Origin of the sequence: Corynebacterium sp. Marseille-P4321 (assembly GCF_903645305.1) — a bacterium.
GTDB lineage: Bacteria > Actinomycetota > Actinomycetes > Mycobacteriales > Mycobacteriaceae > Corynebacterium.
In genome coordinates this window covers 418,511-441,380 of sequence record NZ_CAHJXO010000003.1, presented here as the reverse complement: position 1 = coordinate 441,380, position 22,870 = coordinate 418,511, and the positions used below count along the sequence as shown (strand labels likewise).

12 protein-coding genes and 4 tRNA genes are annotated in these 22,870 nt (G+C 61.6%); 12 read left to right on the top strand and 4 right to left on the bottom strand.

Going from position 1 to position 22,870, the window contains the following annotated elements; genetic code table 11:
* Window positions 1-902 precede the first annotated feature (902 nt).
* Complete coding sequence (locus HWX32_RS10450; RefSeq protein ID WP_175935797.1) at window positions 903-4,256, top strand: SdrD B-like domain-containing protein; 3,354 nt, start codon at window positions 903-905, stop codon at window positions 4,254-4,256.
* A gap of 122 nt (window positions 4,257-4,378) precedes the next feature.
* Window positions 4,379-6,526: an SdrD B-like domain-containing protein gene (locus HWX32_RS10445; RefSeq protein WP_175935796.1), complete on the top strand. Its 2,148-nt coding sequence runs from the start codon at window positions 4,379-4,381 to the stop codon at window positions 6,524-6,526.
* A 96-nt stretch (window positions 6,527-6,622) separates the two neighbouring features.
* On the opposite strand, the gene HWX32_RS10440 is transcribed toward HWX32_RS10445, so the two are convergent.
* On the bottom strand, window positions 6,623-7,138 hold the full coding sequence (locus HWX32_RS10440; protein WP_175935795.1) for a hypothetical protein: 516 nt from the start codon (window positions 7,136-7,138) through the stop codon (window positions 6,623-6,625).
* Window positions 7,139-7,146: 8 nt separating this feature from the next.
* On the bottom strand, window positions 7,147-7,698 hold the full coding sequence (locus HWX32_RS10435; RefSeq protein WP_175935794.1) for an aminotransferase class I/II-fold pyridoxal phosphate-dependent enzyme: 552 nt from the start codon (window positions 7,696-7,698) through the stop codon (window positions 7,147-7,149).
* A 56-nt stretch (window positions 7,699-7,754) separates the two neighbouring features.
* Between HWX32_RS10435 and HWX32_RS10430 the strand changes: the two genes are divergently transcribed.
* Both HWX32_RS10430 and HWX32_RS10425 read left to right on the top strand, forming a co-directional pair.
* Window positions 7,755-7,844: transfer RNA gene (locus tag HWX32_RS10430), tRNA-Ser, on the top strand.
* A gap of 1 nt (window position 7,845) precedes the next feature.
* Window positions 7,846-7,921: transfer RNA gene (locus tag HWX32_RS10425), tRNA-Arg, on the top strand.
* Between the two features lie 278 nt (window positions 7,922-8,199).
* Here HWX32_RS10425 and HWX32_RS10420 read toward each other — a convergent pair.
* Entirely contained in the window at window positions 8,200-10,626 is a 2,427-nt protein-coding gene (locus HWX32_RS10420) for a hypothetical protein (protein WP_175935793.1), read from the bottom strand.
* 198 nt (window positions 10,627-10,824) lie between these two features.
* Between HWX32_RS10420 and mgtE the strand changes: the two genes are divergently transcribed.
* From mgtE to HWX32_RS10400, 4 genes are all read left to right on the top strand, one after another.
* The gene (gene mgtE, locus HWX32_RS10415; RefSeq protein WP_175935792.1) at window positions 10,825-12,186 is read left to right on the top strand and encodes a magnesium transporter; all 1,362 of its coding nucleotides are present in this window, start codon (window positions 10,825-10,827) and stop codon (window positions 12,184-12,186) included.
* Between the two features lie 95 nt (window positions 12,187-12,281).
* Window positions 12,282-12,357, top strand: a tRNA-Arg gene (locus HWX32_RS10410).
* A gap of 1,126 nt (window positions 12,358-13,483) precedes the next feature.
* A complete protein-coding gene (locus tag HWX32_RS10405) occupies window positions 13,484-18,205 on the top strand; it encodes a carboxypeptidase regulatory-like domain-containing protein (protein WP_217702907.1) in 4,722 nt (1,573 codons plus the stop codon).
* A 148-nt stretch (window positions 18,206-18,353) separates the two neighbouring features.
* Window positions 18,354-20,177, top strand: a complete 1,824-nt coding sequence (locus tag HWX32_RS10400; protein ID WP_175935790.1) for a hypothetical protein — start codon at window positions 18,354-18,356, stop codon at window positions 20,175-20,177.
* A 106-nt stretch (window positions 20,178-20,283) separates the two neighbouring features.
* On the opposite strand, the gene HWX32_RS10395 is transcribed toward HWX32_RS10400, so the two are convergent.
* Complete coding sequence (locus tag HWX32_RS10395; protein ID WP_175935789.1) at window positions 20,284-21,303, bottom strand: prephenate dehydrogenase; 1,020 nt, start codon at window positions 21,301-21,303, stop codon at window positions 20,284-20,286.
* 80 nt (window positions 21,304-21,383) lie between these two features.
* Here HWX32_RS10395 and HWX32_RS10390 point away from each other — a divergent pair, with 80 nt between their 5' ends.
* The 4 genes from HWX32_RS10390 (at window position 21,384) to HWX32_RS10375 (ending at window position 22,798) form a co-directional block, all read left to right on the top strand.
* A complete protein-coding gene (locus tag HWX32_RS10390; RefSeq protein WP_175935788.1) occupies window positions 21,384-21,866 on the top strand; it encodes a tRNA adenosine deaminase-associated protein in 483 nt (160 codons plus the stop codon).
* Between the two features lie 42 nt (window positions 21,867-21,908).
* The gene (locus tag HWX32_RS10385) at window positions 21,909-22,352 is read left to right on the top strand and encodes a nucleoside deaminase (protein ID WP_175935875.1); all 444 of its coding nucleotides are present in this window, start codon (window positions 21,909-21,911) and stop codon (window positions 22,350-22,352) included.
* Between the two features lie 77 nt (window positions 22,353-22,429).
* A complete protein-coding gene (locus tag HWX32_RS10380) occupies window positions 22,430-22,672 on the top strand; it encodes a CsbD family protein (protein WP_075469449.1) in 243 nt (80 codons plus the stop codon).
* Window positions 22,673-22,710: 38 nt separating this feature from the next.
* A tRNA-Ser gene (locus HWX32_RS10375) sits at window positions 22,711-22,798 on the top strand.
* The last annotated feature ends 72 nt before the right edge of the window (window positions 22,799-22,870 follow it).

Sequence of the window (22,870 nt, the reverse complement as noted above, 5' to 3'; positions counted from 1 at the left end):
CTCCGTCTTTCCAGATGGAAGTAACGCTTGATGTTGACAACCCACAACCCACGGATACGTTTAACTTCGTCATTAAAACGAAGACTCAGCCGCCGGCACCTGCAGGAGCTACCCCGGCTCCAGGTGAGTCGAATCTTCGCAATTTAACCTTCTGGTTTAAGACCAATGGTCCCGCGCAACTGACACGTGAGCCAATCGCAGAGGATTTCACTTGGGCAAACGGTGCCACTCGGGAAATTCGAAAAATTGAACGGTTTGGTGATTCAAGCAACCCGGAATGGAAAGTAACTTTCGGAACTGTTGTCGGTCGCGATGGCCAGGGGCAAGAGATTCTTGAAATCCCGCAGGGAGATTATCTAACCGGAGCGAAACTGCCGGGCAAATTGTCCGAAGGGAAGGCCGAGCCGTTCACTGCCTTTTCGGTAGTGACTGCAGAGCTCTCTCCCCGGGTTGGATGGGAACCCGCTAAGGAAAGTCTCCCATGGTGGCACGAGGACGAGGGCTTGCTTTTCCACACGACACCGAACAATTGCCGAGCTGAATACTGGAGCAAATACACTCTCGCAGGCGGAGGGTACGGGCAGTACCTTTTTCAGCTGTTCTTAGGTACCGACGCAGCGGACATCAGACTTGCAGAGGGTTTTGACATCAAGATTACCGATCCCGATGGGAAAGACATCACCCCGGAGGTCATGCGTAAAGGACAGCCTGTCGATGTCAACACCGGCTATCTAGGCAATCAAACTCCCAACTTCTCCGCCACTCCCCACTGGCTTAAGGTTTGGCAGTGGCCGATCGATCAGGGTGAGGACGATAATGTATCGCCGGAAGACCAAGTGTGGCTTCGTTCGGGAACGACGATTGAGATGCATCAATTGGTCGAAACCCCTCGCTGTGACTTTGTGATTTACGGAAATGAGGCGAACCCGAGGCCACAACCCCGGAACCCGCTGCCGCAAGCGCTCACGCACTTTGTCAGTGGCAGGGGCTCTGCGTTTGCTCGGGCTGCAGACGACATCACCTTCATCGGCGACCGTATATGGGTCGACGAGAATGCGAACGGAATCCAAGACCCGGAGGAGTCTACGCCAGTCCCCGGAGTCACCGTGACGGTCTCCCGCGAAGGGGAGGAAGACAGGGTTGTAACCTCTGACGAGGCAGGACGCTGGTTCGCCAACGGTTTGACCCCTGGGGCAACCTACCAAGTTTCCTTCGACCTATCCACTTCGAAGGGATTCGAGGACTATCTTCCGACTCGCGAGAAGGCAAGCGGTCGAGAACAAGATTCCAATGGCCTCGATTTTGTAACTGAAGAGATCCCGTTCGATGGCGACCTAAGCTACGATCTTGGAATCTTTAAGCCAGCTTCGGTCGGCGACTTCGTGTGGGATGACGGCGTCGAAGGTCAAAACGATGGTATCCAGGGTGCCGGTGAAGCAGGTGTCGCAGATGTGACGGTGACCCTGACAGACAAGACTGGCAGCCCAGTTACCGATGTCAACGGGAAACAGGTCGAGCCGAGAAAAACGGACGCAGACGGCAAGTACTTGTTTGAGAACTTGTTCCCAGGCGAGTACAAGGTGGTCTTTTCCGATTTGCCCGTGGGCTTCACTGGGGTTACCAAGTCTGGTGAGGGCAGTGTAGACAAGGATTCGAATGGTCTTGAGTCCGAGGTAACCCTCACTTCGGGCCAGAAGGACCTCACGGTTGATCTTGGACTTGTAAAACCGGAGCCGACGCCGCCGACGACCCCGACTGCCACCATCGGCGATCGCGTGTGGATCGACAAGAACGGCAATGGCATCCAGGATGAGGGCGAGCCGGGTGTTCCAAACGTAAAGGTTTCCGTCAGGGAACAGGGTCGCGGTGCTGGTCCGGCCGTGGAAACTACTACGGACGGTAACGGCAACTGGAAGGTTGAGGGTCTGACCCCCGGCAAGCAATACAACGTTCGTTTTGAGCTGCCGAACGGTTACTACGAAACCGTATCCACCGCAGGTGAGGATCTTGAGAAGGACTCTAATGGGCTGACCTTCTCTACCAAGACCTTGACCGAAGGGTCCGGCGGCTTCAACCTCTCTTACGACCTGGGCTTGGTACAGCCGGCCACCATTGGCGACTTCGTCTGGGACGACGGCGAGTACACCGTCACGAGCGACGGCTCCAAGGCCGGTATAAAGGACACCGACTACAACGGTGTCCAGGACTCCGAGAAGGGAATCGCGAACGTACGCGTGACGCTTACCGACGCCTCCGGTAACTCCGTCAAGGACCTCAACGGCAAGACCGTTGCTGCTGTTACCACCGACGCGGACGGCAAGTACCTCTTCGAGAACCTCCGTCCGGGTACCTACACCGTGAACTTCTCCTACCCGCAGGGCTACGAGGAAACGAAGTCCGGACAGGGCAATGCGGATAAGGATTCCAATGGCTTGACCACTGAGGTCACTCTAGAGTCTGGCCAGTCCGATCTGACCGTTGACCTTGGCTTAGTTCGTCGCAACGCAACCCAGACCACAACCACGATCACCACCCCGCCCAACTGCACAACCTGCACCCCGACCACGGTCACTTCGAACATCCCGACCACGGTGAAGGAGACGGAGACGAAGGTGGTTGTCACCACCGTCGAGGGCGAGCCGACGACACTGACCAGGACCACTGAAGTGGAGGTGACCAAGGAGGTCCCCACCACCGTCGTCAAGACGACCACCAACAAGGTCGTGGTCACCGATGAGAACTCCGCGATCATCGGCGACAAGGTATTCGTCGACACCAACGGCGACGGCGAGCAGGACCCGGACGAAAACGAGGGCGTGCCGGGCGTGTCCGTCATCGTCACGGGTAAGGACGGCCAGGAGCAGCGCACTGTCACGGACAAGGACGGCAACTGGCACGTCGTTGTCCAGCCGGGTGAGTACACCGTCAAGTACGAGACGGACCGCGTGCCCAGCGATCCGGAGCAGCTCGAGCGCACCGTCACCGTCAAGCCGGGTGAGAAGCGCGACGACATCGACCTGCCGGTGCTGCCGGAAGGTTCCGTCGGCGACCGCGTCTGGAACGACGTCAACGGCGACGGCAAGCAGGACGACAACGAGCAGGGTGTGCCGAACGTCGTGGTCAAGGTGTCCCGCGAGGGTGAGCCGGTGCGCTACGCAGTGTCCGACGACAAGGGCAACTGGAGCATTGAGGGCCTGACCCCGAACGCCGACTACACCGTGACCTACATCCAGCCGGAGGGTTGGAACGTCACCGGCAAGGTGCCGAACGCCGACGCCAGTGGCCTGACCACCACGGTCACCCTGGAGCCGGGCCAAGCGAACAACGACATCGACCTCGGCATCCAGCGCGACAACAACGTGCCGGATCCGAAGCCGGGCACCCTCACCGGCACCATCTGGCTGGACGGGAACCGCAACGGTGACAACGACGGTGGCGAGAAGGGCTACGAGGGCATCGAGGTCCGCATCTACGAGCCGGGTAAGAACGAGCCGTTCAAGACCACCTCGACCGACAAGGACGGCGCGTGGTTCTTCACCGGTCTAACCCCGGGTGTGGACTACCGCGTGGAGTACAACATCCCGGAGGGCTACGAGGTCACGACGCAGCCGAATAAGTCCACGGTCGTGAACAACACGATCCAGGTCACGGTCAACCTCGACGGCAACAAGCCGTTCGAGCTGGACCTGGACTACGGCCTGGGTAAATCCTCCACCGTGGTGGTGAAGGAAACCGAGACGGTTAACAACACCGTCACCGAAACCACCACGGTGCAGGCACCTAGGGAGGGCTCGTCGACAGACGTGCTCGGCCGCTGTTGGGCGAACGCGAAGGCGTCGCCGCTGCTGTACCTCACCCCGATCGCGCTGCTCGGCGTTGTCGGCGGCAAGCTGGCGGAGCCGTACCTCGGCGCGGTAAATGAGCAGCTCGCGCAGTTCAACGCTGAGATTCAGGCCACCATCCGCCGCAACACGCCGGACTGGGGTACTGGTGAGCAGAGCCGCCACAACGACCCCTTCGCCGAGTTCCGCGCGCAGATCGACGCGGCCAACCGCGAGGCGGCACGCATCGCGAACGACCCGAACGTGCAGCGTCTCGGCCAGATCGCGGTGGGCATCATCGGCCTCATCGCGGCGGGTGCTGTGGTGTACGACTGGTGCTCGTCGGAGGAGGGGAAGGCGGTGACGGCGTCGTCGATAGGCGATCGCTCCACCACCGCGCCGACCCAACCCACTGAGCCGGCACCGGCGCAGTAACGCTCCCAACTAGGGCCAGGCAGGCGAACCGTCTGCCTGGCCTTTTTGCGTGCATCGAATGGTGTTCGAGGGTCCCAAGGTTTATGCTCAATTGGGTTGATAATTATGGCAAGGGGACTGGTATGGCATTGAGGATGGTTCGGAAAACTTTAGCGTCGATAAGCGTGCTTGCCCTGGGCTGCGTGGCGGTGGTCGTGCCGAGCGCGCAGGCCTACGAACCCTGGACCGCTGGCGAAGTGCGCACCGGCACCCCAGACGGCGCCAAACCGGGCGTCGGGGTCGAGGTGCGCATCAGCGATGTCGAGGTGAAAGCTGGGCAGAAATTCGAGTACAAGGTCACATACCAGGCCAACTCGGAGCAAGGGCTTATCGACGGCACGCGGGCCGTCACATTCACCGCCCAAGAAGGCACCATCATCGACTGGCAGAACATCCGCGTCGAAGGGGCGTCGACGCCGCGGGTAGAGGTGGCCGGGAACGCCTCCGCCGGCCGCACCGGCACCTTCAACCTCCCCGTGGTGGACACGCCGATCACGCTTACCATCCCCGCAACGATGCCGAACCAGGCCTACCTGGACCAGCACCCCGAGTACGTCGCGCGTGGCAGAGCCGATGCTGTTGCCGAGGGGCAACCGCAGGGGAAGATGGAGCGGGTGGACACAGAGAGTTACCGCTACTCCGAGCAGGTTGACCCGTGCACTCTGCGCACAACACACGCTTTCCGCTACGACGGGGGCGGCTACGGCACGTGGCTGGCGGAGCTGGACTTCGGGTTCGGACAGGAGCTCGCCGGCGAGAACCGCACTGTCAAAGAACCGACGTTCCAGTTCTACGACCGTAACCCGATCAACCCAGATCGCAGCCGCAACACCGCGGCGAAGCGTCTCACCGAAATCGAGGACAACGTTCGCGGCTACAACGCGAATTTCGACGTGCCGCTGCAGGTCCGCCAGTCCAACACTTCCCTCAAGCAGTGGAACGCCGACAACAAGATGGTGCTCGACGCCTCCCATGGATGGAACTTCGACGCCAAAGCTGGCGTTGGCGACACCTGGATTCCGGACGGAACCTACATTCTTGCGCAGCACACGGTCGCGAACACCAAGTGCGAATCCAACCCTGCTGCATATGAGGACGGCAACGTTTCAATCCAGTCCCGTGTGCACATCGGCCACCAGACCCCGGTGCGCACCGCGAAAGCCATGGGTTCCGACGAGCTGGTTCGCGCGTCGCAACCCGCGCCCCAGCCGCCGCGCCAGGACCCGGCCCGGACCGGCAACGCGTGGCTCAGCGGCACCGCCCGGTACGACAAGGACCTCGACGGAACGCTTAGCGAAGGCGATCCCGGCGTGCCGAACCTCGTCGTGCTGGTCTCCCACCCGGGCGAGTTGACCCGCATGACCACCACGGACGAGAAGGGCAATTGGCGTGTCGACGGTCTGAGCCCGTATGCGAACTACCAGGTCCGCTACGTTGTGCCGGATGGCTGGTTTGCTTCCTCCAAGGTGGACGGTGCAACGGATGAGGCTGGACTCACCGCACGCGTTACCGCGACTCCGGAGGGCACCACCGGCAATCTGGACGTGGGTCTCGTCTCAGCGGGCGAGATCTCTGAGCGCGTCGGCGCCACTGGCGGTAACGTTTGGGCGCCGTCGGCTGACGGTAAGCGCGTGGGCATCCCCGGCGTGACGGTCACGGTGATGGCCTTCGAGGGCCTCGGTGAGGAGGACCGCGTGACCACCACCGACGCGAACGGCGCCTGGTACGTCACCGGCCTGACCCCGGGCGTTGATTACCGCGTGGAGTTCGAGCTGCCGGACGGCTACTACGCCACGTCGCTGCCCCAGGGCGCCACGCTTGACGACGGCAAAGTCTCCCGCACCGTCCCCATCCGCAACGAAGCACCTGCGGTGCTCGACGGCGACCTCGGCGTGGTGCAGCCCGGCGGTGTGAACCAGGGCGGGGGCGATGGCGCTGATGCGTCTGCGTCATCTCAGTCTTCTGGCTCTTCTGATAAGGCTCGAGGGGATGTTGGCCGCTGCTGGGAGAACGCGAAGCGCTCGCCGTTGTTCTACCTGCTCCCGGTTGGCCTGCTCGGTGTCGTGGCCGCGCCGTTCGCGCAGCCGTACATCGACGACGCGCTGGCGCAGCTGGCGGCGACCAACCCGCAGGCGCACCGCACACTGACGGACCCGAACACGCAGATGGCTGCCGGTGCCGTGGCTGCGGTCGCGGCCCTGGGCATCGCAGGTGGGCTGCTCTACGACTGATGCTCCAACGAGCCCGGTGAAGCAGTGACCGCGTCCTCCGTGCGGTAGGACCCGCGGCGCCGCAGCAGCCCCAGCGGAGCGTGAGTCAGGCGAGCGTTACGCCAGCTCGTCCGGGAACAGCTCCGGCATGGTGTGGAACTGGCGCTCGCCGTCAAAGTCGCTCTCCACGCCCTTGAAGATCTCGATGGCACGCTTCGTCGCCGGGCGGTTCTGGCCCGCGACCACCTGCACCTGCTCGATGGGGAATTCGCCGCGCAGCTGCACCACCGCAGAACCGTCGCTGCGGTACGCGAAGTTGTTGTCCAGAAGGCCAGCGATGTCTTCGACCTTTTCGGCGGAGCGGCCGTCGGTGGTGGCGCCGGCGCGGTCGTCGAAGCGCCAGGAACCGGTGAGGTCGCCAAGCGGGACGCCGAGGAGTACCACGTTCTCCGCGGCGTCGCGCAGCGCGGAGGTCTTCGGGGTGAGGTAGAACGGCACCGATTCGCTGTCGCCCACCAGCGGGCCAGCGGTCAGCGTGTCCACGTCGGCGGGGAACCAAACGAGGTAGTCAGCGGGGTTGTTGGAGTTGTCGCGGGCGGCGAGGCCGGAGGTGAGCCAGGTGTGGATTTTCATACGCCCCACTATACGGACACCTGGGCGTCAAGTGCGGCGATGATTTCAGGGTTCCCGAACGCGTAGTGCACGTGGACGCCGCTTAGCCCGTACGTTTTCTCGTAGGTGCGGAGCGTGACCAAGTTCGGGAAGCGTCGGATGGCTTCCAGGCTGACTACCGCGGTGGAGTCGGCGGTGTCGGGGTACTCGAGGTATGCCTCGTCCAGCACGACTGTCACCGCCTGCGGTACGGCGCCCATGAAATCCGCGAACACGCTGCCCGCCAGGGGGACGCCCGAAGGGGTTTCGGGGGAGGGGACGAGGATGAGGGACGTGGAGGCGTCGATAAGCAATGCAAGCTCCTGCAACGTTGGCGCAGACGTTGCGCGCAACCCCTCCAGAATGCGCGGTCGGGGCTCGCTTTGCTTTGCGACGAACAACACGCCGCCGGGCGCAAGCGCCAAAATACGGCGGAACAGTGACGGCGTGCTGTCGCCCACCGTCACCTCCTCCGGTGCAACACCGAGGTGGGCGGCGAGCGTTTCGCGGAGTTCCTGGGTGAACTCGTCAGGGCTGGCCATGCGCAACAGTGTATTTGGTTCGGCTGGGTGGTACCGGGTAGGGTGTAACGAGCGCTGGAGATGTGCCAGAGTGGCCGAATGGGGCTCCCTGCTAAGGAGTTGCCCCCTCGCAGGGGCCGCAGGTTCAAATCCTGTCATCTCCGCCACGCGCCCGTAGCTCAACGGATAGAGCATCTGACTACGGATCAGAAGGTTGGGGGTTCGAATCCCTCCGGGCGCACCAATTGTTGTGAACCCCCAAGTGTTTCGGTGTGAAGCTTGGGGGTTTCGCGGGAGGGGGCCTTGGGGCGGGCGGATTTTGGGTGGTGTGCCGCGATTTTGAAAGCCGAATATAGTTTCGCGATTGTGGTTGCGTGCCCTAAATAGTGCGATTGAGCTGCGTTTTTGTGGTGTGGTGCTGCTAGGGGGAATCGGAAAATAATTTCGTAGCTGTTTGAGGGCATGAAGAATGCCCCCGCCGAGGCCTGGTATGAACTAGGCGGCGGGGGCAGTGTGTGGCTGTTAGCTACGGGCGACTGGCTCGCTGTTGTTAGACGGGGCCACTACCGTCGAGAGGCGGGAGGTGTCTCGCGTCGAGGAGGGGCGAGAGGTGGCACCGGCGGTCGTAGTAACCGTGGTGCGGCCGCCGATATTCACATCAATCGAGGTTGGGCGGGGTATACAGGTCGCTGCAGCCGCAACCGCAATGAGCGCGATCGTCGCACCAACCACGCCGCCGCCGAGTGCTGTCAGTTCGGCGGGCTCCATGCCGACTCGCCGAGCGGCGTCGTCAAAGACCTTTGCCGCCTGAACCGACACGCGGTTGAGCTCTGGGACGTTGGTTGCCTGGGCTAGAGCAATCGGGATGAGGGAGAGCAACGGAACGCCCAGGCCTACGAGGGAGGCGATGCAGCGGGGATCCTCGATACCTCCGCGGGTTTTGATGTCGCCACCGATAAGGCGGGAACCGTCCTTGCTGTCCTTACCTTCTTCGCCCTTCTTATCGTTGTCCTTACCACCGCGGCGCGAGGAGCCGCCGGAGCTTCCGACCTGGGGGTTCGCGTTATCGGAGACAATCGGGTTGGCGTTGTCTTTGACCTCGACGTTCGGGTTGGCGTTGCCGGTGACCACGATGGACGGGTTGCCGATGTTGGATGGGTTGGCGTTGCCGGTGACGACCGGGTTGGCGTTGTCCTTGACCTCAACGTTCGGGTTGGCGTTGCCGGTGATCATCGGGTTGGCGTTGTCCTTGACCTCGACGTTCGGGTTCGCGTTGCCCGTGACGACCACGGTCGGGTTGCCGATGTTGGACGGGTTGGCGTTGTCCTTGACCTCGACGTTCGGATTCGCGTTGCCGGTGATTACCGGGTTGGCGTTGTCCTTGACCTCGACGTTCGGGTTGGCGTTGCCGGTGATGACCGGGTTGCCGTTGTTGGACAGGTTGTCCTTGATCTCCACCGTCGGGTTCGCATTGCCCGTGATGATCGGATTGGCGTTGCCGGTGACCACCGGGTTGCCGTTGTTGGAGAAGTTGTCCTTCGGGTTGACGTTGTCGGTGATCACAACGGATGGGTTGCCGTTGTTGGAGAAGTTGTCCTTCGGGTTGACGTTGTCGGTGATCACAACGGATGGGTTGCCGTTGTTGGAGAAGTTGTCCTTCGGGTTGACGTTGTCGGTGATCACAACGGATGGGTTGCCGTTGTTGGAGAAGTTGTCCTTCGGGTTGACGTTGTCGGTGATCACAACGGATGGGTTGCCGTTGTTGGAGAAGTTGTCCTTCGGGTTCGCGTTGTTGGTGATCACCGGGCTGCCGTTGTTGTTGCCCGAGTTGTTGGCCTCCACGCGCACCAGGCCGTCGAGAATGCTCTTGCCGGTGCCAGCGGTGCCGAAGATGCTGCCGACGATGTTACCCACGACGCGGCCGACTTTGCTGCTCTCGTCCTCCGGGGTGGACTGCGGGTTGCGGGCGTTGAGCTTGAGCACAGCGTCGTACTCCTCAGTGCCGTCGTTAACCTTCACGGGAAGGCGGAGGTACCCCTCGTCGAAAGTCTTCGGCGGGGCGACGTTGACAGCGCCCTCCTCGGTGAACACTTCCCACACCAGCGGAGTGACCGCAGAACCCTTGGACAGGGTCACGCCCGCGGGAAGCTCAAGCTCTTCGATGGCCTTCGGCACGTTGCTGTTGCCAAAATCAACCTCGTAGACCTTGGTGAACTGCTTCTCCCACTCCTGGGCGACGCGCTCGTCAATAACGTTGATCTTCAACTCTTCGACGTACGTGCGACCGCTCGCTGTGGTGACGGTTACGTCGATCTCGTTCTTGCCCGTCCTGTACCCACTGTTGGGGCGGGTGACGGTCACGTTGCCCTGATCGTCCACGGAAACGCCCCAGCGATTGATGGGAAGGCCGCCGGTGGCTGCGATCTTGTCGCCCGGGCTGAGCTTCAGGCCCTCCACAGCCGCGCTCTGCTTGTTCCAGAAGTTCTCGGTGTCGTAGCGGTTGGCAAACTGGTCCTTCTGCGTCTGCTCTTCCTCGCTGAGCGGCGGCTCTTCGTCAACCACGGTGACCTTGAGGGTGGTGTTGAAGGTCGTGCCGCCTTGTGGGGTCACTTTCACCGGAATCTCCACTTCGCCCGTCTTGAAAGCGGCTGCAGACTGCGGGCGGATGAGCACCAGACTGCCGCCGTCGTTGCGGAAGCGCCAGTTGAAGATGGTGTTCGTGGTCGGCTCCACCTTCGTGCCTGGTTCGAGTGTGAGGCCCTGCACGAGTGCCTCATTCTCGCCCCAGAAATTGTTGGTGGTGTAGTGGGTGTTGAAGGTGTCGGCGGTTTGCGCCGCGGCGGTAACGGCGAACGGGGAAGTCGGGGCCGCAATAAGCGGGGCAACGAGTGCGAGGGAGAGGGCGCCAGCCGCAATCGAGATGCGGCGGGAGCGGACGGTGTTTGCCATAACGGAGGCTCCTAGAATCTGGTGGCCGAGGCCAAATAATGAGGCTGTGCGCTGGCGTTATGACGCGCACGCGTGCGTCGTCTCGCCAAACAGCCAAAAGTTTTACACAATTTCTGCCAAACCGCTGCCTAATTGATGAAAAACTCCCCCCGCGCGGGTACCCTCGCCGGGGACCTATCGGCAAGAAAGGCGCGGCCCATGCAGTTGACTAATGAGGAAGCCATCATTGAGCTGGAGCGGCACCTCAACCGCCGCAACGTGGAATCGGACGACCTCACCGAAATCCAGGAGCTGCTCGAGCACACGCCGATGCGCGACGTGATCCACCTGGTGGAGCGCCAACCGTCGAAACGCGGTGCTGTGCTCGTGCGCCTGCTGCCCCCGGAACGCGCCGCGCGCACCTTCGATGCGCTCGACCCGGCGCACCAGGCGGAGATTGTCGCGGCGCTTGGCGACGAAGACGTCTCCGGGCTTTTCGACGAACTGGGCACCGAAGACCGCGTCGCCCTGCTGGACAACCTGCCGGCGGAGATCGCGGATCGGTTCATGCACGACCTTGACGAGGAGGAGCGAGCGAACACCAACGCCATCCTGGGCTACGAGAAGGGCTCGGTCGGCCGCGCCATGAGCCCGGATGTGGCGGTGGTGACTGGGGATATGGGGGTGCAGGATGTCGTCGACAAGCTGCGTGCTGATGCCGACAGCCTGGAGACGATCTACACCATCCCCGTGGTGGACGACGACCGTGTGCTCACCGGCGTGGTGGGGTTAAAAGACCTGTTCAAGGCGCATGCCAGGCAAACCATCGACGACGTGATGGGGGAGTCCAGCTGGGCGCAAGCCACCGATGATGCGGAGGACACCGCGCGTTGGTTGCTTTCCTCCGGCCTGCTCGCGCTGCCGATTGTGGACGACGACCACCGCTTAGTGGGCATCTTCACCTACGACGAAGCCCAGGACATCGTCGAGGACGCCGACAGCGAGGACCACGCACGCCAAGGTGGTTCGGAGGCGCTGCGCAAGCCCTACCTGTCCACGCCCGTGATGCAGCTGGTGCGCTCGCGCATCGTGTGGCTGCTGGTGCTGGCCGTCTCCGCGATCCTCACCGTGCAGGTACTGGGGCTTTTCGAGGATGCGCTCGCCGAAGTCACGGTCCTGTCCTTGTTCATTCCGCTGCTCACCGGCACCGGCGGCAACACGGGCAACCAGGCGGCCACCACCGTTACGCGTGCGCTTGCACTTAACGACGTGCGCAAGCGCGACGTCCTCAAAGTCATGTGGCGCGAACTGCGCGTCGGCATGACCCTCGGCGCGGTGCTGGGCGTGCTGGGCCTCGGGCTGGCGTGGGTGGTGTTCGGCCAGGAGATCGGCATCATCATCGGCGCCACCCTGTTCTGCATCTGCACCATGTCCGCGACAGTGGGCGGCCTCATGCCGATCATCGCGAAAACCGTCGGCGCGGACCCGGCGGTGTTCTCCAACCCGTTCATCTCCACGTTCTGCGACGCCACCGGCCTGATCATTTACTTCATGATCGCGAAAGCAGTACTCGGGTTGTAAAGGGGCAATTGCTTATCGACGAGCTCCCGCCCACCAGGCGTTTTGTCCTTCAGCAGGGGGCGGGTGTAATGTTTCACCTCGTTGCACAGCAACTTGCGCCCGTAGCTCAACGGATAGAGCATCTGACTACGGATCAGAAGGTTGGGGGTTCGAATCCCTCCGGGCGCACCAATTATTTGGATGCCCCAAGTGTTTCGGAGTGAAGCGCTTGGGGCGTTTCGCGTACGCGTCACCTTGTTGGTGCGGGGTGGTGGGCGTTAACGTCGATAAGCAAGTGCCCAACTTCCGTTACAACTGTGAATATAACCTTTGGAACCACCCGAAATGGTGACGAACATCGCGTGGGGGCGACCTTGCCCCGGGTTGTACGGGCGAACAGAAATTGGTATTTTTGTTGCCAGTCTCTCGGGAGAAGTGTGTGTTCTCTATATTTCTTTCCCGAATTTCTCCCACAAATTTTCGAACAACCTTTGGAGCTATCTTGAAGAACGCTTCCTCTTCTTCCGAGTCCAACCGCGGCAAGAACCCCTCGCGCCGCTTCTCCGCGCGCCGTACCACCGTCGCCGGCATGACGGCGGCCTCGCTGGCGATCGCCGGGCTGACCGTGCCGGCGGTGGGGAATGTGTCTGGGTTTTCTAATGTGGCGGAGGCTGAGGTATCGGCTTCGGGAACTCCCGTTGCGGTTTCCTCGGTGCAAAGCGGCCGAGACCTTAAAATTACAATCACGCCACATCCGGGATCGACTGGGCCGGTAAAGTTCGAGACGCTCATTTTTACTATGGATGTAGAGGGGTCCTTCAAGGGCTCTCTGCGAACCGCCGATCGGGAGTATCCCAAGGATAAGTCCGGAAACTTCGTGAGTGTGCCGGTTGATTCTGTAACTGTGACCGAGTACAAGCCCGATAAGAGAAATCGCCTCGTAGAGACGGTGGAACTTAGGGACGATATTACGGCAACGATCAGGGGTATTGATAGTCGCGGGAAACTCAAGGGGCCCGCAGCCGAAATTGATTTTAGTCGACTCGTGCAAGTTGAGCCGGACAACAAGAGCGTCTCGAAAATCGAGCTCGTGGTCAAAGACGCTTTCAAAAGGGGTGAGTACGCCAAGTCTTGGCCTGTTAGTGGACCTAATGCTGGAACTCGCTATTCCTACTCCTGGGTCACTAAACAAGAACGATTCGGTTTTGTGTCGGGTCGGGTGACGGATCCGTCTAGTGCTGGTGTTGGGGGTGTGGAGGTCCAGGCTGGGGAGAGGACCGCGCGTACGAATGCCAACGGTGATTACACGATTGTTGATGTGCCCACGGGGCTGACCACGATCAAGGTTGTTGGTGGTGTGCCGGGTGGGTACTCGGTGTTTGGTGAGCAGTCGAAGAATGTGACCACCGCTGGTGTGTCTGGGGTGAATTTCACGACGACGCGTGATGCGGGTGTGGTTGCTGGTTTTGTGGATGGCCTTCCTGAGGGCGCGTCGGTGACGGTGTCGGTGGTCAACGCCGCTGGCGATGTGGTTGGCAAACAGGATGGGGTGCGCGGTACCTATCGGATTCCGGGTGTGCCCACTGGTGATCACACGGTGCGTGTGTCGGGGTGGAAGGGTTATTCGTCTTCGCCGGTTGAGGGTGTGTCGGTGAGTGTGAAGAAGGATGCGCAGGAGACGGCGAACTTTGACTTCTCGCGTGATGCGGGTGTGGTTGCTGGTTTTGTGGATGGTCTTCCTGAGGGTGCCACGGTGACGGTGTCAGTGGTCAACGCCGCTGGCGATGTGGTTGATAAGCGAGATGGGGTACGTGGCGTCTATGAGATTGATGGGCTAGACCCTGGCGACTACACGGTGCGTGTGTCGGGGTGGAAGGGTTATTCGGCTTCGCCGGTTGATGGCGTGCCGGTGAGTGTGAAGAAGGATGCGCAGGAGACGGCAAACTTTAACTTCTCGCGTGATGCGGGTGTGGTTGCTGGTTCTGTGGATGGCCTTCCTGAGGGTGCCACGGTGACGGTGTCAGTGGTCAACGCCGCTGGCGATGTGGTTGATAAGCGAGATGGGGTGCGCGGTACCTATCGGATTCCGGGTGTGCCCACTGGTGATCACACGGTGCGTGTGTCGGGGTGGAAGGGTTATTCGTCTTCGCCGGTCAATGGTGTGACTGTGAGCGTAAAGAAGAATGCGCAGGAGACGGCGAACTTTGACTTCTCGCGTGATGCGGGTGTGGTTGCTGGTTTTGTGGATGGTCTTCCTGAGGGCGCGTCGGTGACGGTGTCGGTGGTCAACGCCGCTGGCGATGTGGTTGGCAAGCAGGATGGGGTGCGCGGTACCTATCGGATTCCGGGTGTGCCCACTGGTGATCACACGGTGCGTGTGTCGGGGTGGAAGGGTTATTCGTCTTCGCCGGTTGAGGGTGTGTCGGTGAGTGTGAAGAAGGATGCGCAGGAGACGGCAAACTTTAACTTCTCGCGTTTGAAAGGTTGGATTGAAGGCACGGTCCGTGGGGAGGAGGGCAACATTCCGCGCAAGCTGACCTTGTTGGACCAAAACCGAGAGCCGGTTGAAGGCGTAGACGTACGCGTTGGCGACGATGGCAAGATCAACTCCGGTGAGGTGCCCACAGGTACATACACCTTGCGCGTCGAATCGAGCGACGAATGGTTTGCGCTTGGGCTTCAAGTTGAAGTTGAAAACAATCGGCCCGCGCAGGTGAAAGATATCCCACTTGCGTACAAGCCTGGAACGATCACCGGCACCGTTGTCGGCCCCAGCAACAAGGCGTTAACCGGGGTGAAGGCCGACCTACTGGATTCCGATGGGAACTTGGTTGAGAATGCCAACTTGAAGATCGGCGAAAAGGGCAACTTAACGTCGGGGAAAATCCCCCATGGCGAGTATGAAATTCGTATCACCGCGTCGGATGACTTCCAGGTTAAGAAACAACCGGTCAGCGTTAAACCAGGCAAGGAAGTCTCGGTAGGGGTTATCGAGCTGGAAGAGAAGCAGCCCCCAGTTACGACGAAGACAGTCACGTCGACGACGTCTCCAACGACGGCGAAGGCCACCACGTCGACGACGTCTCCAACGACGGCGAAGGCCACCACGTCGACGACGTCTCCAAAGTCGGCACCAACGACGGCGAAGGCCACCACGTCGACCACGTCTACGACGGTTGTGTCCTCGGCTACTTCGACGGTGGCGACTACGGCGGATAAGCCCTCGACGACTGTGGCCGCTAAGCCGACCACATCGGCAGTGCAGCCGACGACCACCAACGAGACCGTCCCGCCCAAGGAGACCGGCGGCACCATTACGGTCCCGCTGCCTAAGGACGACGGCGAGCTGATCCCGGGCACCACGGTGATCATTCGTGACTCCGAGGGCAACGAGCACCAGGTCACCGTGGATCAGGACGGCGACTACACCGTGGAGATCCCGGGTGAAGGCAACCAAGAAGTGATCGTTCGCGACCCCAACGGTGGCGAGAAGTCGGTTGAGAAGAACCCTGACGGCAACTTCGTCGCTGAGATCCCGGGCGATGGCAACTCCACGATCATCATCCGCGATTCCGAGAACAAGGAGCGCGAGATAAAGGTCGACCCCGAAGGCAACTTCGTGGTTCCGGTTCCGGAGGATGACACCTACCGGGTAATCGTTGAGTTCCCGGAGGACTCCCCGTTCCGCAACCCGGAGCCGGTCGTGGTTGAGGTCAAGGAAGGGCAAAACCAGCCCATCCCGCCGATCGAGGTGGAGAAGAAGGAGCGGCCTCGAGAAGAGAAAGCTGCCCAGGGCCCACGCACCATCAGTGGCTGGGTCACCGACCAGCACGGCAACCCCATCGAAGGTGCCAAGGTTGAGATCGAGGGCAAATTCCGCGACCGGAGAACCGAGGATGTCTACCGTGACCCCAGGAAGGACAAGGAGCTGATCTACAGCCCGGTGATCAACGGTGATCCGGACGGCTACTTCATCACCGACCCGATCGACTTCTCGAATTACCCGGAAGCGGATTTTGAATTCCGTTACCGCGTGCAGTTGCCGGAAGGCTGGCCTGCAGACGTGACGGAGAAGGATGGCAAGGGCTACACCGAATGGTTCACCTCGGATAAGCCCTTGACGGTGGATGAGCCGGTCTCCATCGGTGATATCCGCATCGATTCTCCGCTCGGTCGGGCAGAGGGCACGCTTCTCGACGACGATGGCAACCCGGTTGAGGGCGCCACAGTTGTGGTGAAGGACGCGAACGGCAACTACCACACCGCTGAAACTGACGCGGACGGCAAGTTTGTCGTGGAAAAGCTGCTGCCCGGTGAGGCCACAGTAAAGATCATCACCAAGGACGGCGACCGTCCGGTTGACCCATTCTCTGTCGCGGTCCGACCGGGTGAGGCCGTCGAGATTCCGACTATCAGCCTGACTAAGGAACAGCGCGAAGGCAACACGGTAACGAAGCTTTCGCTGGAGAAGAAGGTCTGGGGCTACAACGCGGATTCGGGCGCCGAGGGCGAAGTGCTCAATATGGTGAAAGGCGATCCGAAGGGCTTGATGTACACCTTCGTTATCACAAACGAAGGAAATGAGCCGGTTTCTAACATTGTGATCGATGATCCAGTGCTCAAGGAGAATGGCGTTGAGCTCCTGATGCCGGACGGCTGGACGGCCCAGTCTTCGCTGGCTGCTGGCGAAACTAAGATCTTCACCGCGCACCTCGCGGAGACCCCTGACGGGCTACACTTCAGCAACACCGCCGTAGCAACCGGAAAGTCGGGGAAGCACAACGTCGCCTCCGATCCGGACACGGCTTACGTGAAGTTCATGAACATGACCACGGAGAAGAAGGTCAACGCCCGCTTCGCCACTAACCCGGATGAACCGGTGAGGATGGTGGCCGACGATACCGCCTTCTTCACATACGAGGTGGTTAACACCGGTGCCACACCGATGGAAAACGTCAGCGTTTCCGATACGGTTTACGAAGGCAAGATTGAAGAGTTTGATCCGAACAACCCGGGCGAAGGGACAGCTCTCAAGGTCACACCGGAGAAGGTCACCCTGCTCCCCGGTCAGCGCGCGGTGTTCAAGGCGGAAGTCAAGGGGCTGAAGTCGGGCATCCGACACCACAACGCCGCACAAGCCACCGGTCACGTCCCTGAGCGTCCGCAGCGCGGCGGCACTCTTGCCGACGGTACTGAATACGAAGACCCGTCATCGGTGCTGATCATTCGACCGCGTGAGAACATCAAGGGTAATGCGCACATTATCGTCGAGGGCGACGATATTGACAGTGGTACAGCCCAAACCGACATCAAAGCAGTCACTTGGGTAGATGCCAACGGGAACGGCGTCCAGGACCCCGGCGAGGGAGTTGAGGGCGTAGGCATTAGCCTGCGGAAAACTCGTACCAATGCGGGGCCGAGTGCTGTCTCTGGTGAGGAGGGGAACCTCCTTTGGGAAAAGGTTCCCTCCGGCGAGTACTACTTCGTACTCCCTGACGATGCGGGTTACGTTTTCGCGGATTACGACACGAGTAAGGGGTCTCGCTACAGCAAGACCTTTACGGCCGCGGGGCGGGAATCGGTCCAAGACCTCCAACTGGTCGCGATTGATGCAGGTGCGCCCCCAGAGGCAGAAGGCAGCTCGCTGGGCAAGTGCTTGTCGACGGCGTCCTCCGCGTCCAACCCAGTCGCGTGGCTCGTGCCGATCGGACTACTCACGCTCACGCTCGGCGGCATCGGCGTGCTCTTCGAAGATGAGCTGAACGCCGCCGCGGCGAACGTGAACCGGATGATCAACGACGCTATGCCGGGTGTGAACATCAACATCCAGACGCCGGAGTGGGTGAACCAGATCCAAGCGCAGATTGACCAGGTCAACCGCCAGCTGGCGGAGATCAACCCAGCAGCCCCGGCCGCTGTGGCCGGCGCGGCGATCCTCGCCCTGGCTGGCCTGGTGACGGCGCTGTACTGGCTGAGCTGTGAGGCCGGCTGGGCGGATCCGCAGCCGGAGGCTGGTTCGTCGGGTTCCTCGGAGGAATAGGTGTGGGGCGGGAGCTCGTCGTAAAGCAAATGCGACAAGCTCCCGCCTTTCTTTGAACAAATATTGAGAAGCCCTACGATGGCGTATACATTCGTAGGTGGTTTTCGTGGGCGCTGGGCGCGCTCTTTTCAATTTTCGAGAGGTAAAAATGGCAGGAAAGAAGAAGGTCACCCGGGCTGCGGGCCTGACACTGGCGATTGCGTTGGGGAGCGCGTCCACGATGTCGCCGGTCGCGCACGCGCAGGAAGGTGGGCCGTCGTCTCCTGCTACGTCTCCTTCCTCGGCCACTGGGGCGCCGTCTGGGTCGGCATCAGCGATCACTAGCACCGCAACGGTGACTACGACGACGACGGCTCCGGTCGTGACGACGGATACGTCTACGGAAAACAAACCAGAGTCTAAGCCAGCTGCGGGCGATGCAGCCCCGGTCCTCAAGGCGCTTGCCGAGCTTGGCGATGCGAAAAACACCGGTGGATCCGGCACTGCGCGGGTGGAATACAACAACGGGGAGTGGACCTTTACCGCCCTCGCTAAGCACCCGGACGACGGGTTCCTCTACGCCATCTCGAAGGACGACAACGGTAAGCCCGCGGGTCGACTTCTGCAGATTAACCCTGAGGACAATTCTGTTGTGGATCGCGGTGCCATCAAGCTCGCGGGCGGTAACGTCGCGGACATTGATGCTGCCTCCTTCACTGGTGATGGCACCTTGGTTCTGTTCGAAGAAGACGGTGATCGGATTTTCGCTCGGAGCCTGAACGATGTGTCCTCCCTTAAGGGCACTGTGAACTTCGGTAAGCCAATCGAGCGCACTGGCTCTGACCCGAAGAAGGGTAGCCCGATCGCATGGGTTTCAGATCCGAACAATGATGAGGCACTGCTGGCCATTGCACGCGGAGGCAACACACTGTACATCTGGACGTTGGACCCGAGCACGGGTACAGCCGAGTCGCGTCCAGCAGCTATCGAAGACAGCCTGAAGTCGGACCTTGGAAAGGTAAAGGCCTTCGAGTACGCCTACGGCAATGCGAATGGTGAGAAGGTTTTCGCGGATGCATTTGGTCGTACGGTCACGTTGAAGGGCGATTCGATCACAGCCGTTGCGCCCGATACAAAAGAAGGCAGGAGTATCGCTGGCGTTATCGGTGGCAATGCTGGCACCAACATTGTCACCAGCACGGTGAAGGCAGAGCCGAAACCCCCTCAGGAAAATCAAGATACCCAGGTCGACCCGCAGGAGAACAACCAGCCGGCTACTGGCGAGTGGCTTCACGAGATGACCATCACGGTAAAAACCGCTGACGGTAAGTACGTAGAGGGCGCTGAATTCCAGGTGGTCGGAAACGATGGGAAGAGCGTCGGCAGCGTTGCTGAGGATGCTTACCTGGGTGAGGGCGTGTACCGCGTGCAGGTGCAACTGCCGAATGCTCCGCAACAGAACAAGATTCTGAAGCTCGAGGTTACGGACGCTCCCGTTGGCTACGAGACTCGAACTGCATCGTTTAGGCCAGAGGACACCTCTGTCACCATCACGCTGCCGCGCGACCCGAGCGTTTCCACCACCAACGTGCCGAACCGCATCCTCGCTGGTGTGAAGGAAGCGCAGCCGGTCGTGTCCTCGGCGTTGAAGCCGATCGCGGCGATCGCTGGCCTGAATGCGGCCACCGGCAGGAACACGACCACGCGCACCACGTCCACGAACACCACCAGCTACACCGCGACCCGCAACACGGGTGGTATGTCCACCGGCCGCACCACCCGCGCGACCAGCACGTCTGTTCGTAGCAACAGCACCTCTGCCCGCGTGGTGGCGAACCAGACCGCCACCTCCGCGGCGGTGTACACGGACAGTGATGACGACGGTTACTTGGCAGATACCGGTACCCCGATGCGCGCCGTGATCTCGCTCGGCATCATTTCGCTTCTCATCGGTGCGGCGTACTTGGCGCTGGGACGCCGTCGTGAGGCGTAGGCTCCCCAAAACCACATGAACCCGGGCCGAACAGCCCGGGTTCATTCATCTGTGCAGCACATGCGGCAAGTTAAGCGCAGCAAGCCCGCCGCGCCATAAGAATCCGCTAGAACACGTCCACGCGCCCGCCCAGCGACTCGATCTGCTCCAGCTGGCGCACCCAACCCGGGGCACCGGGGTGCACGCGCATCACGGGGCGGGAGGAAACCTTCACCGGCGAGACGGACTCGCGCCGCGCACCCTTGCGCGCGGCCATTCGGGTGTGGGCGCGGTGGCCAGCCTCCGCGAGCGCCTGCATCGAAGGCTGTTGCGCGTCGAGGGAATCGCGGGCGCTCTGCAGCAGCTCGATGTACTCGTCCAACACCGGGACGAGTGATTCGGCGTTCGTCTCGCACATGTTGCGCACCAGCGACGGGTCGGTGCCGGCCACGCGGGTGGCGGAACGGAACGAGCCGGCGGAGAGCGACTGGGCGAGGGTGCGTCCCCGGTCGCCCACCAGCGCGAGCGCCTCGGCAATCACGTGGGGGAGGTGGGACACGCGCGCGACGGCTTCGTCGTGGTGGGCGACGCGCACCGGCACCGCCTCAGCCCCCGTCGCGCGCGCAAGTAGACACACCTGGGTAAACAACGCTGCCCATTCCGCGGAGGCGCCGGTTTCGCGCGCATAGTCGTAGGTCACGGCCCACGCGGCACCGGTGAACAGGCCCTCGCTCGAAGCGTTCCAGCCGGAGAACTCCGTGCCGCTCATGGGGTGCCCGCCCACGTAGCGCTCGGCCATGTCGCGCTGAACAATCAGGTCGTAGACGGGTTTCTTCACGCTCACCACGTCGGTAATGCCGCAGGTGGGGGCGTAGCGCACGATCTCGTCCAGCACGTCGGCCACCGCGTTCATGGGCACAGCGATCACGATCAAGGCACCGTCGACCTCCGCGCGAGTGAGCACTTCCTCCGCGGAATCGGACACGTCGAACCCGTCGCGGCGTGCGGCACGGGCACCCTGGTGGGTGTATCCGTACACCGTCTGTCCACGTGCGGCGAGGTCGCGCATGATGGAGCCGCCGATGAGGCCAAGGCCGATGACACAGACGGGGCGAAGCGCTAGTGGAGTAATCACCGTCACAAGCATAATCGTTGCACCGACGCATATCTCCCAGGCCGTGAAACGCCCGTGACACGTCTGCGCGCGGGGGACTACGCTGTGGCAGCATGAGCCAGGATTATTCGGACGGTTTCGCCGTCACCGTGCAGCGCAGCGAGGGCGGCTGGGTCGTGCGCGAGTTCGCGGACGATTTCACCGATATCTCCACCGCGGTTGGCGCGGTGCGGGGGTTGCGCAGCGAAGGTGCGGCGTTTGCAATCCTGAATGTTGAGGATGATTACTTGGTGATTGTGCGGCCGGGGCCGACGTCGATAAGCATGCTGCTTTCCGACGCAACCATGGCCGTGGACGACGATTTCGCCGCGGACCTACTCGCCGAGGCGGACATCGAGGTGCCCGACATCGACCCGGACGAGCTGGACATGGTCGATGCGTGGGCGGACGGCGACTTCGCCATCCTGGCGGACTTGGGGTTGAGCGAGGAGCAGATGAGCATTTTGCTTGACGACGATGCCGATCCCGCCGATCTTGCCTTCACCATCGCCGACGAGCTGGGCTTCGCCGACGAACTCGCGGACGCTGTGGAGTAGGCCGCCGGCGTGAGTGAACGGTTGCGCCGGGGCGAGGCGCGCATGCGTGAGGCGCTGAAGCTGGCGCGCACCACCCCGGCTGGCGATGTGCCTGTCGGCGCGCTGGTGTACGGACCCGATGGCGCCGTGGTGGGGCGCGGGGTGAACCGCAGGGAAGCGGACGGCGACCCCACCGCGCATGCCGAGGTGGAAGCGATCCGCGACGCGGCGCGCACTCTGGGCACCTGGCGCCTGGACGGCTGCGAGCTGGTGGTCACGCTGGAGCCGTGCACGATGTGCGCAGGCGCCGTGCTGGGCGCGCGCGTTTCCTCGCTGGTGTTTGGCGCGTTCGAGACGAAGACGGGCGCGGTGGGGTCAGTGCTGGACGCGGTGCGCGAACCGCGGCACCTGTTCGTACCAGAAGTCATGGGCGGGGTGCTGGAGGAAGAGAACGCGGAGCTGCTGGGCGAGTTCTTTCAGGGCTTGCGGGCAGGTAACTGTGAATGAATTGTTATCCGGGTCACGCGTAAAAGGGCGTACACTGGCCGATACAAACGTTCACTTAGACGAAAAGGAGTTTCATCATGGCTTTTGAAGGCAAGGGCGACCAGCTGAAGGGCGACGCAAAGGAAGCACTCGGCGAGGTGACCGGCAACGAGACCCTGAAGAACGAGGGCAAGGCCGACAACCTCATCGGCAACGTGAAGGAGAAGCTGTCCGAGGCTGGCGACGCGGTGAAGGACAAGGCCAACGAGGTCGCCGCGAAGGTTGAGGACAAGCGCGAGGAGCGCGAGGCTGAGAACGCAGCGGAGAACCCGAACAACTAATTTGGTTTCTCGGCCCCGCTGCCGTTAATCTAATCGGCGGTAGCGTGTCCGAGCGGCCGAAGGTACTCGCCTCGAAAGCGAGTGTGGGTAAAACCACCGCGGGTTCAAATCCCGCCGCTACCGCCAAGCACAACCCCCGACCAATACGGTCGGGGGTTCGTTGCGTTCGGGGCACATCTTTAGGCCCGATAGAATAGG

Bases quoted from the DNA above. Each gene is read 5' to 3' on its own strand.
- HWX32_RS10445 (WP_175935796.1), top strand. From the start codon at position 4,379: ATGGCATTGAGGATGGTTCGGAAAACTTTAGCGTCGATAAGCGTGCTT.
- HWX32_RS10440 (WP_175935795.1), bottom strand. From the start codon at position 7,138: ATGAAAATCCACACCTGGCTCACCTCCGGCCTCGCCGCCCGCGACAAC.
- HWX32_RS10435 (WP_175935794.1), bottom strand. From the start codon at position 7,698: ATGGCCAGCCCTGACGAGTTCACCCAGGAACTCCGCGAAACGCTCGCC.
- HWX32_RS10420 (WP_175935793.1), bottom strand. From the start codon at position 10,626: ATGGCAAACACCGTCCGCTCCCGCCGCATCTCGATTGCGGCTGGCGCC.
- mgtE (WP_175935792.1), top strand. From the start codon at position 10,825: ATGCAGTTGACTAATGAGGAAGCCATCATTGAGCTGGAGCGGCACCTC.
- HWX32_RS10400 (WP_175935790.1), top strand. From the start codon at position 18,354: ATGGCAGGAAAGAAGAAGGTCACCCGGGCTGCGGGCCTGACACTGGCG.
- HWX32_RS10395 (WP_175935789.1), bottom strand. From the start codon at position 21,303: ATGCTTGTGACGGTGATTACTCCACTAGCGCTTCGCCCCGTCTGTGTC.
- HWX32_RS10390 (WP_175935788.1), top strand. From the start codon at position 21,384: ATGAGCCAGGATTATTCGGACGGTTTCGCCGTCACCGTGCAGCGCAGC.
- HWX32_RS10385 (WP_175935875.1), top strand. From the start codon at position 21,909: ATGCGTGAGGCGCTGAAGCTGGCGCGCACCACCCCGGCTGGCGATGTG.
- HWX32_RS10380 (WP_075469449.1), top strand. From the start codon at position 22,430: ATGGCTTTTGAAGGCAAGGGCGACCAGCTGAAGGGCGACGCAAAGGAA.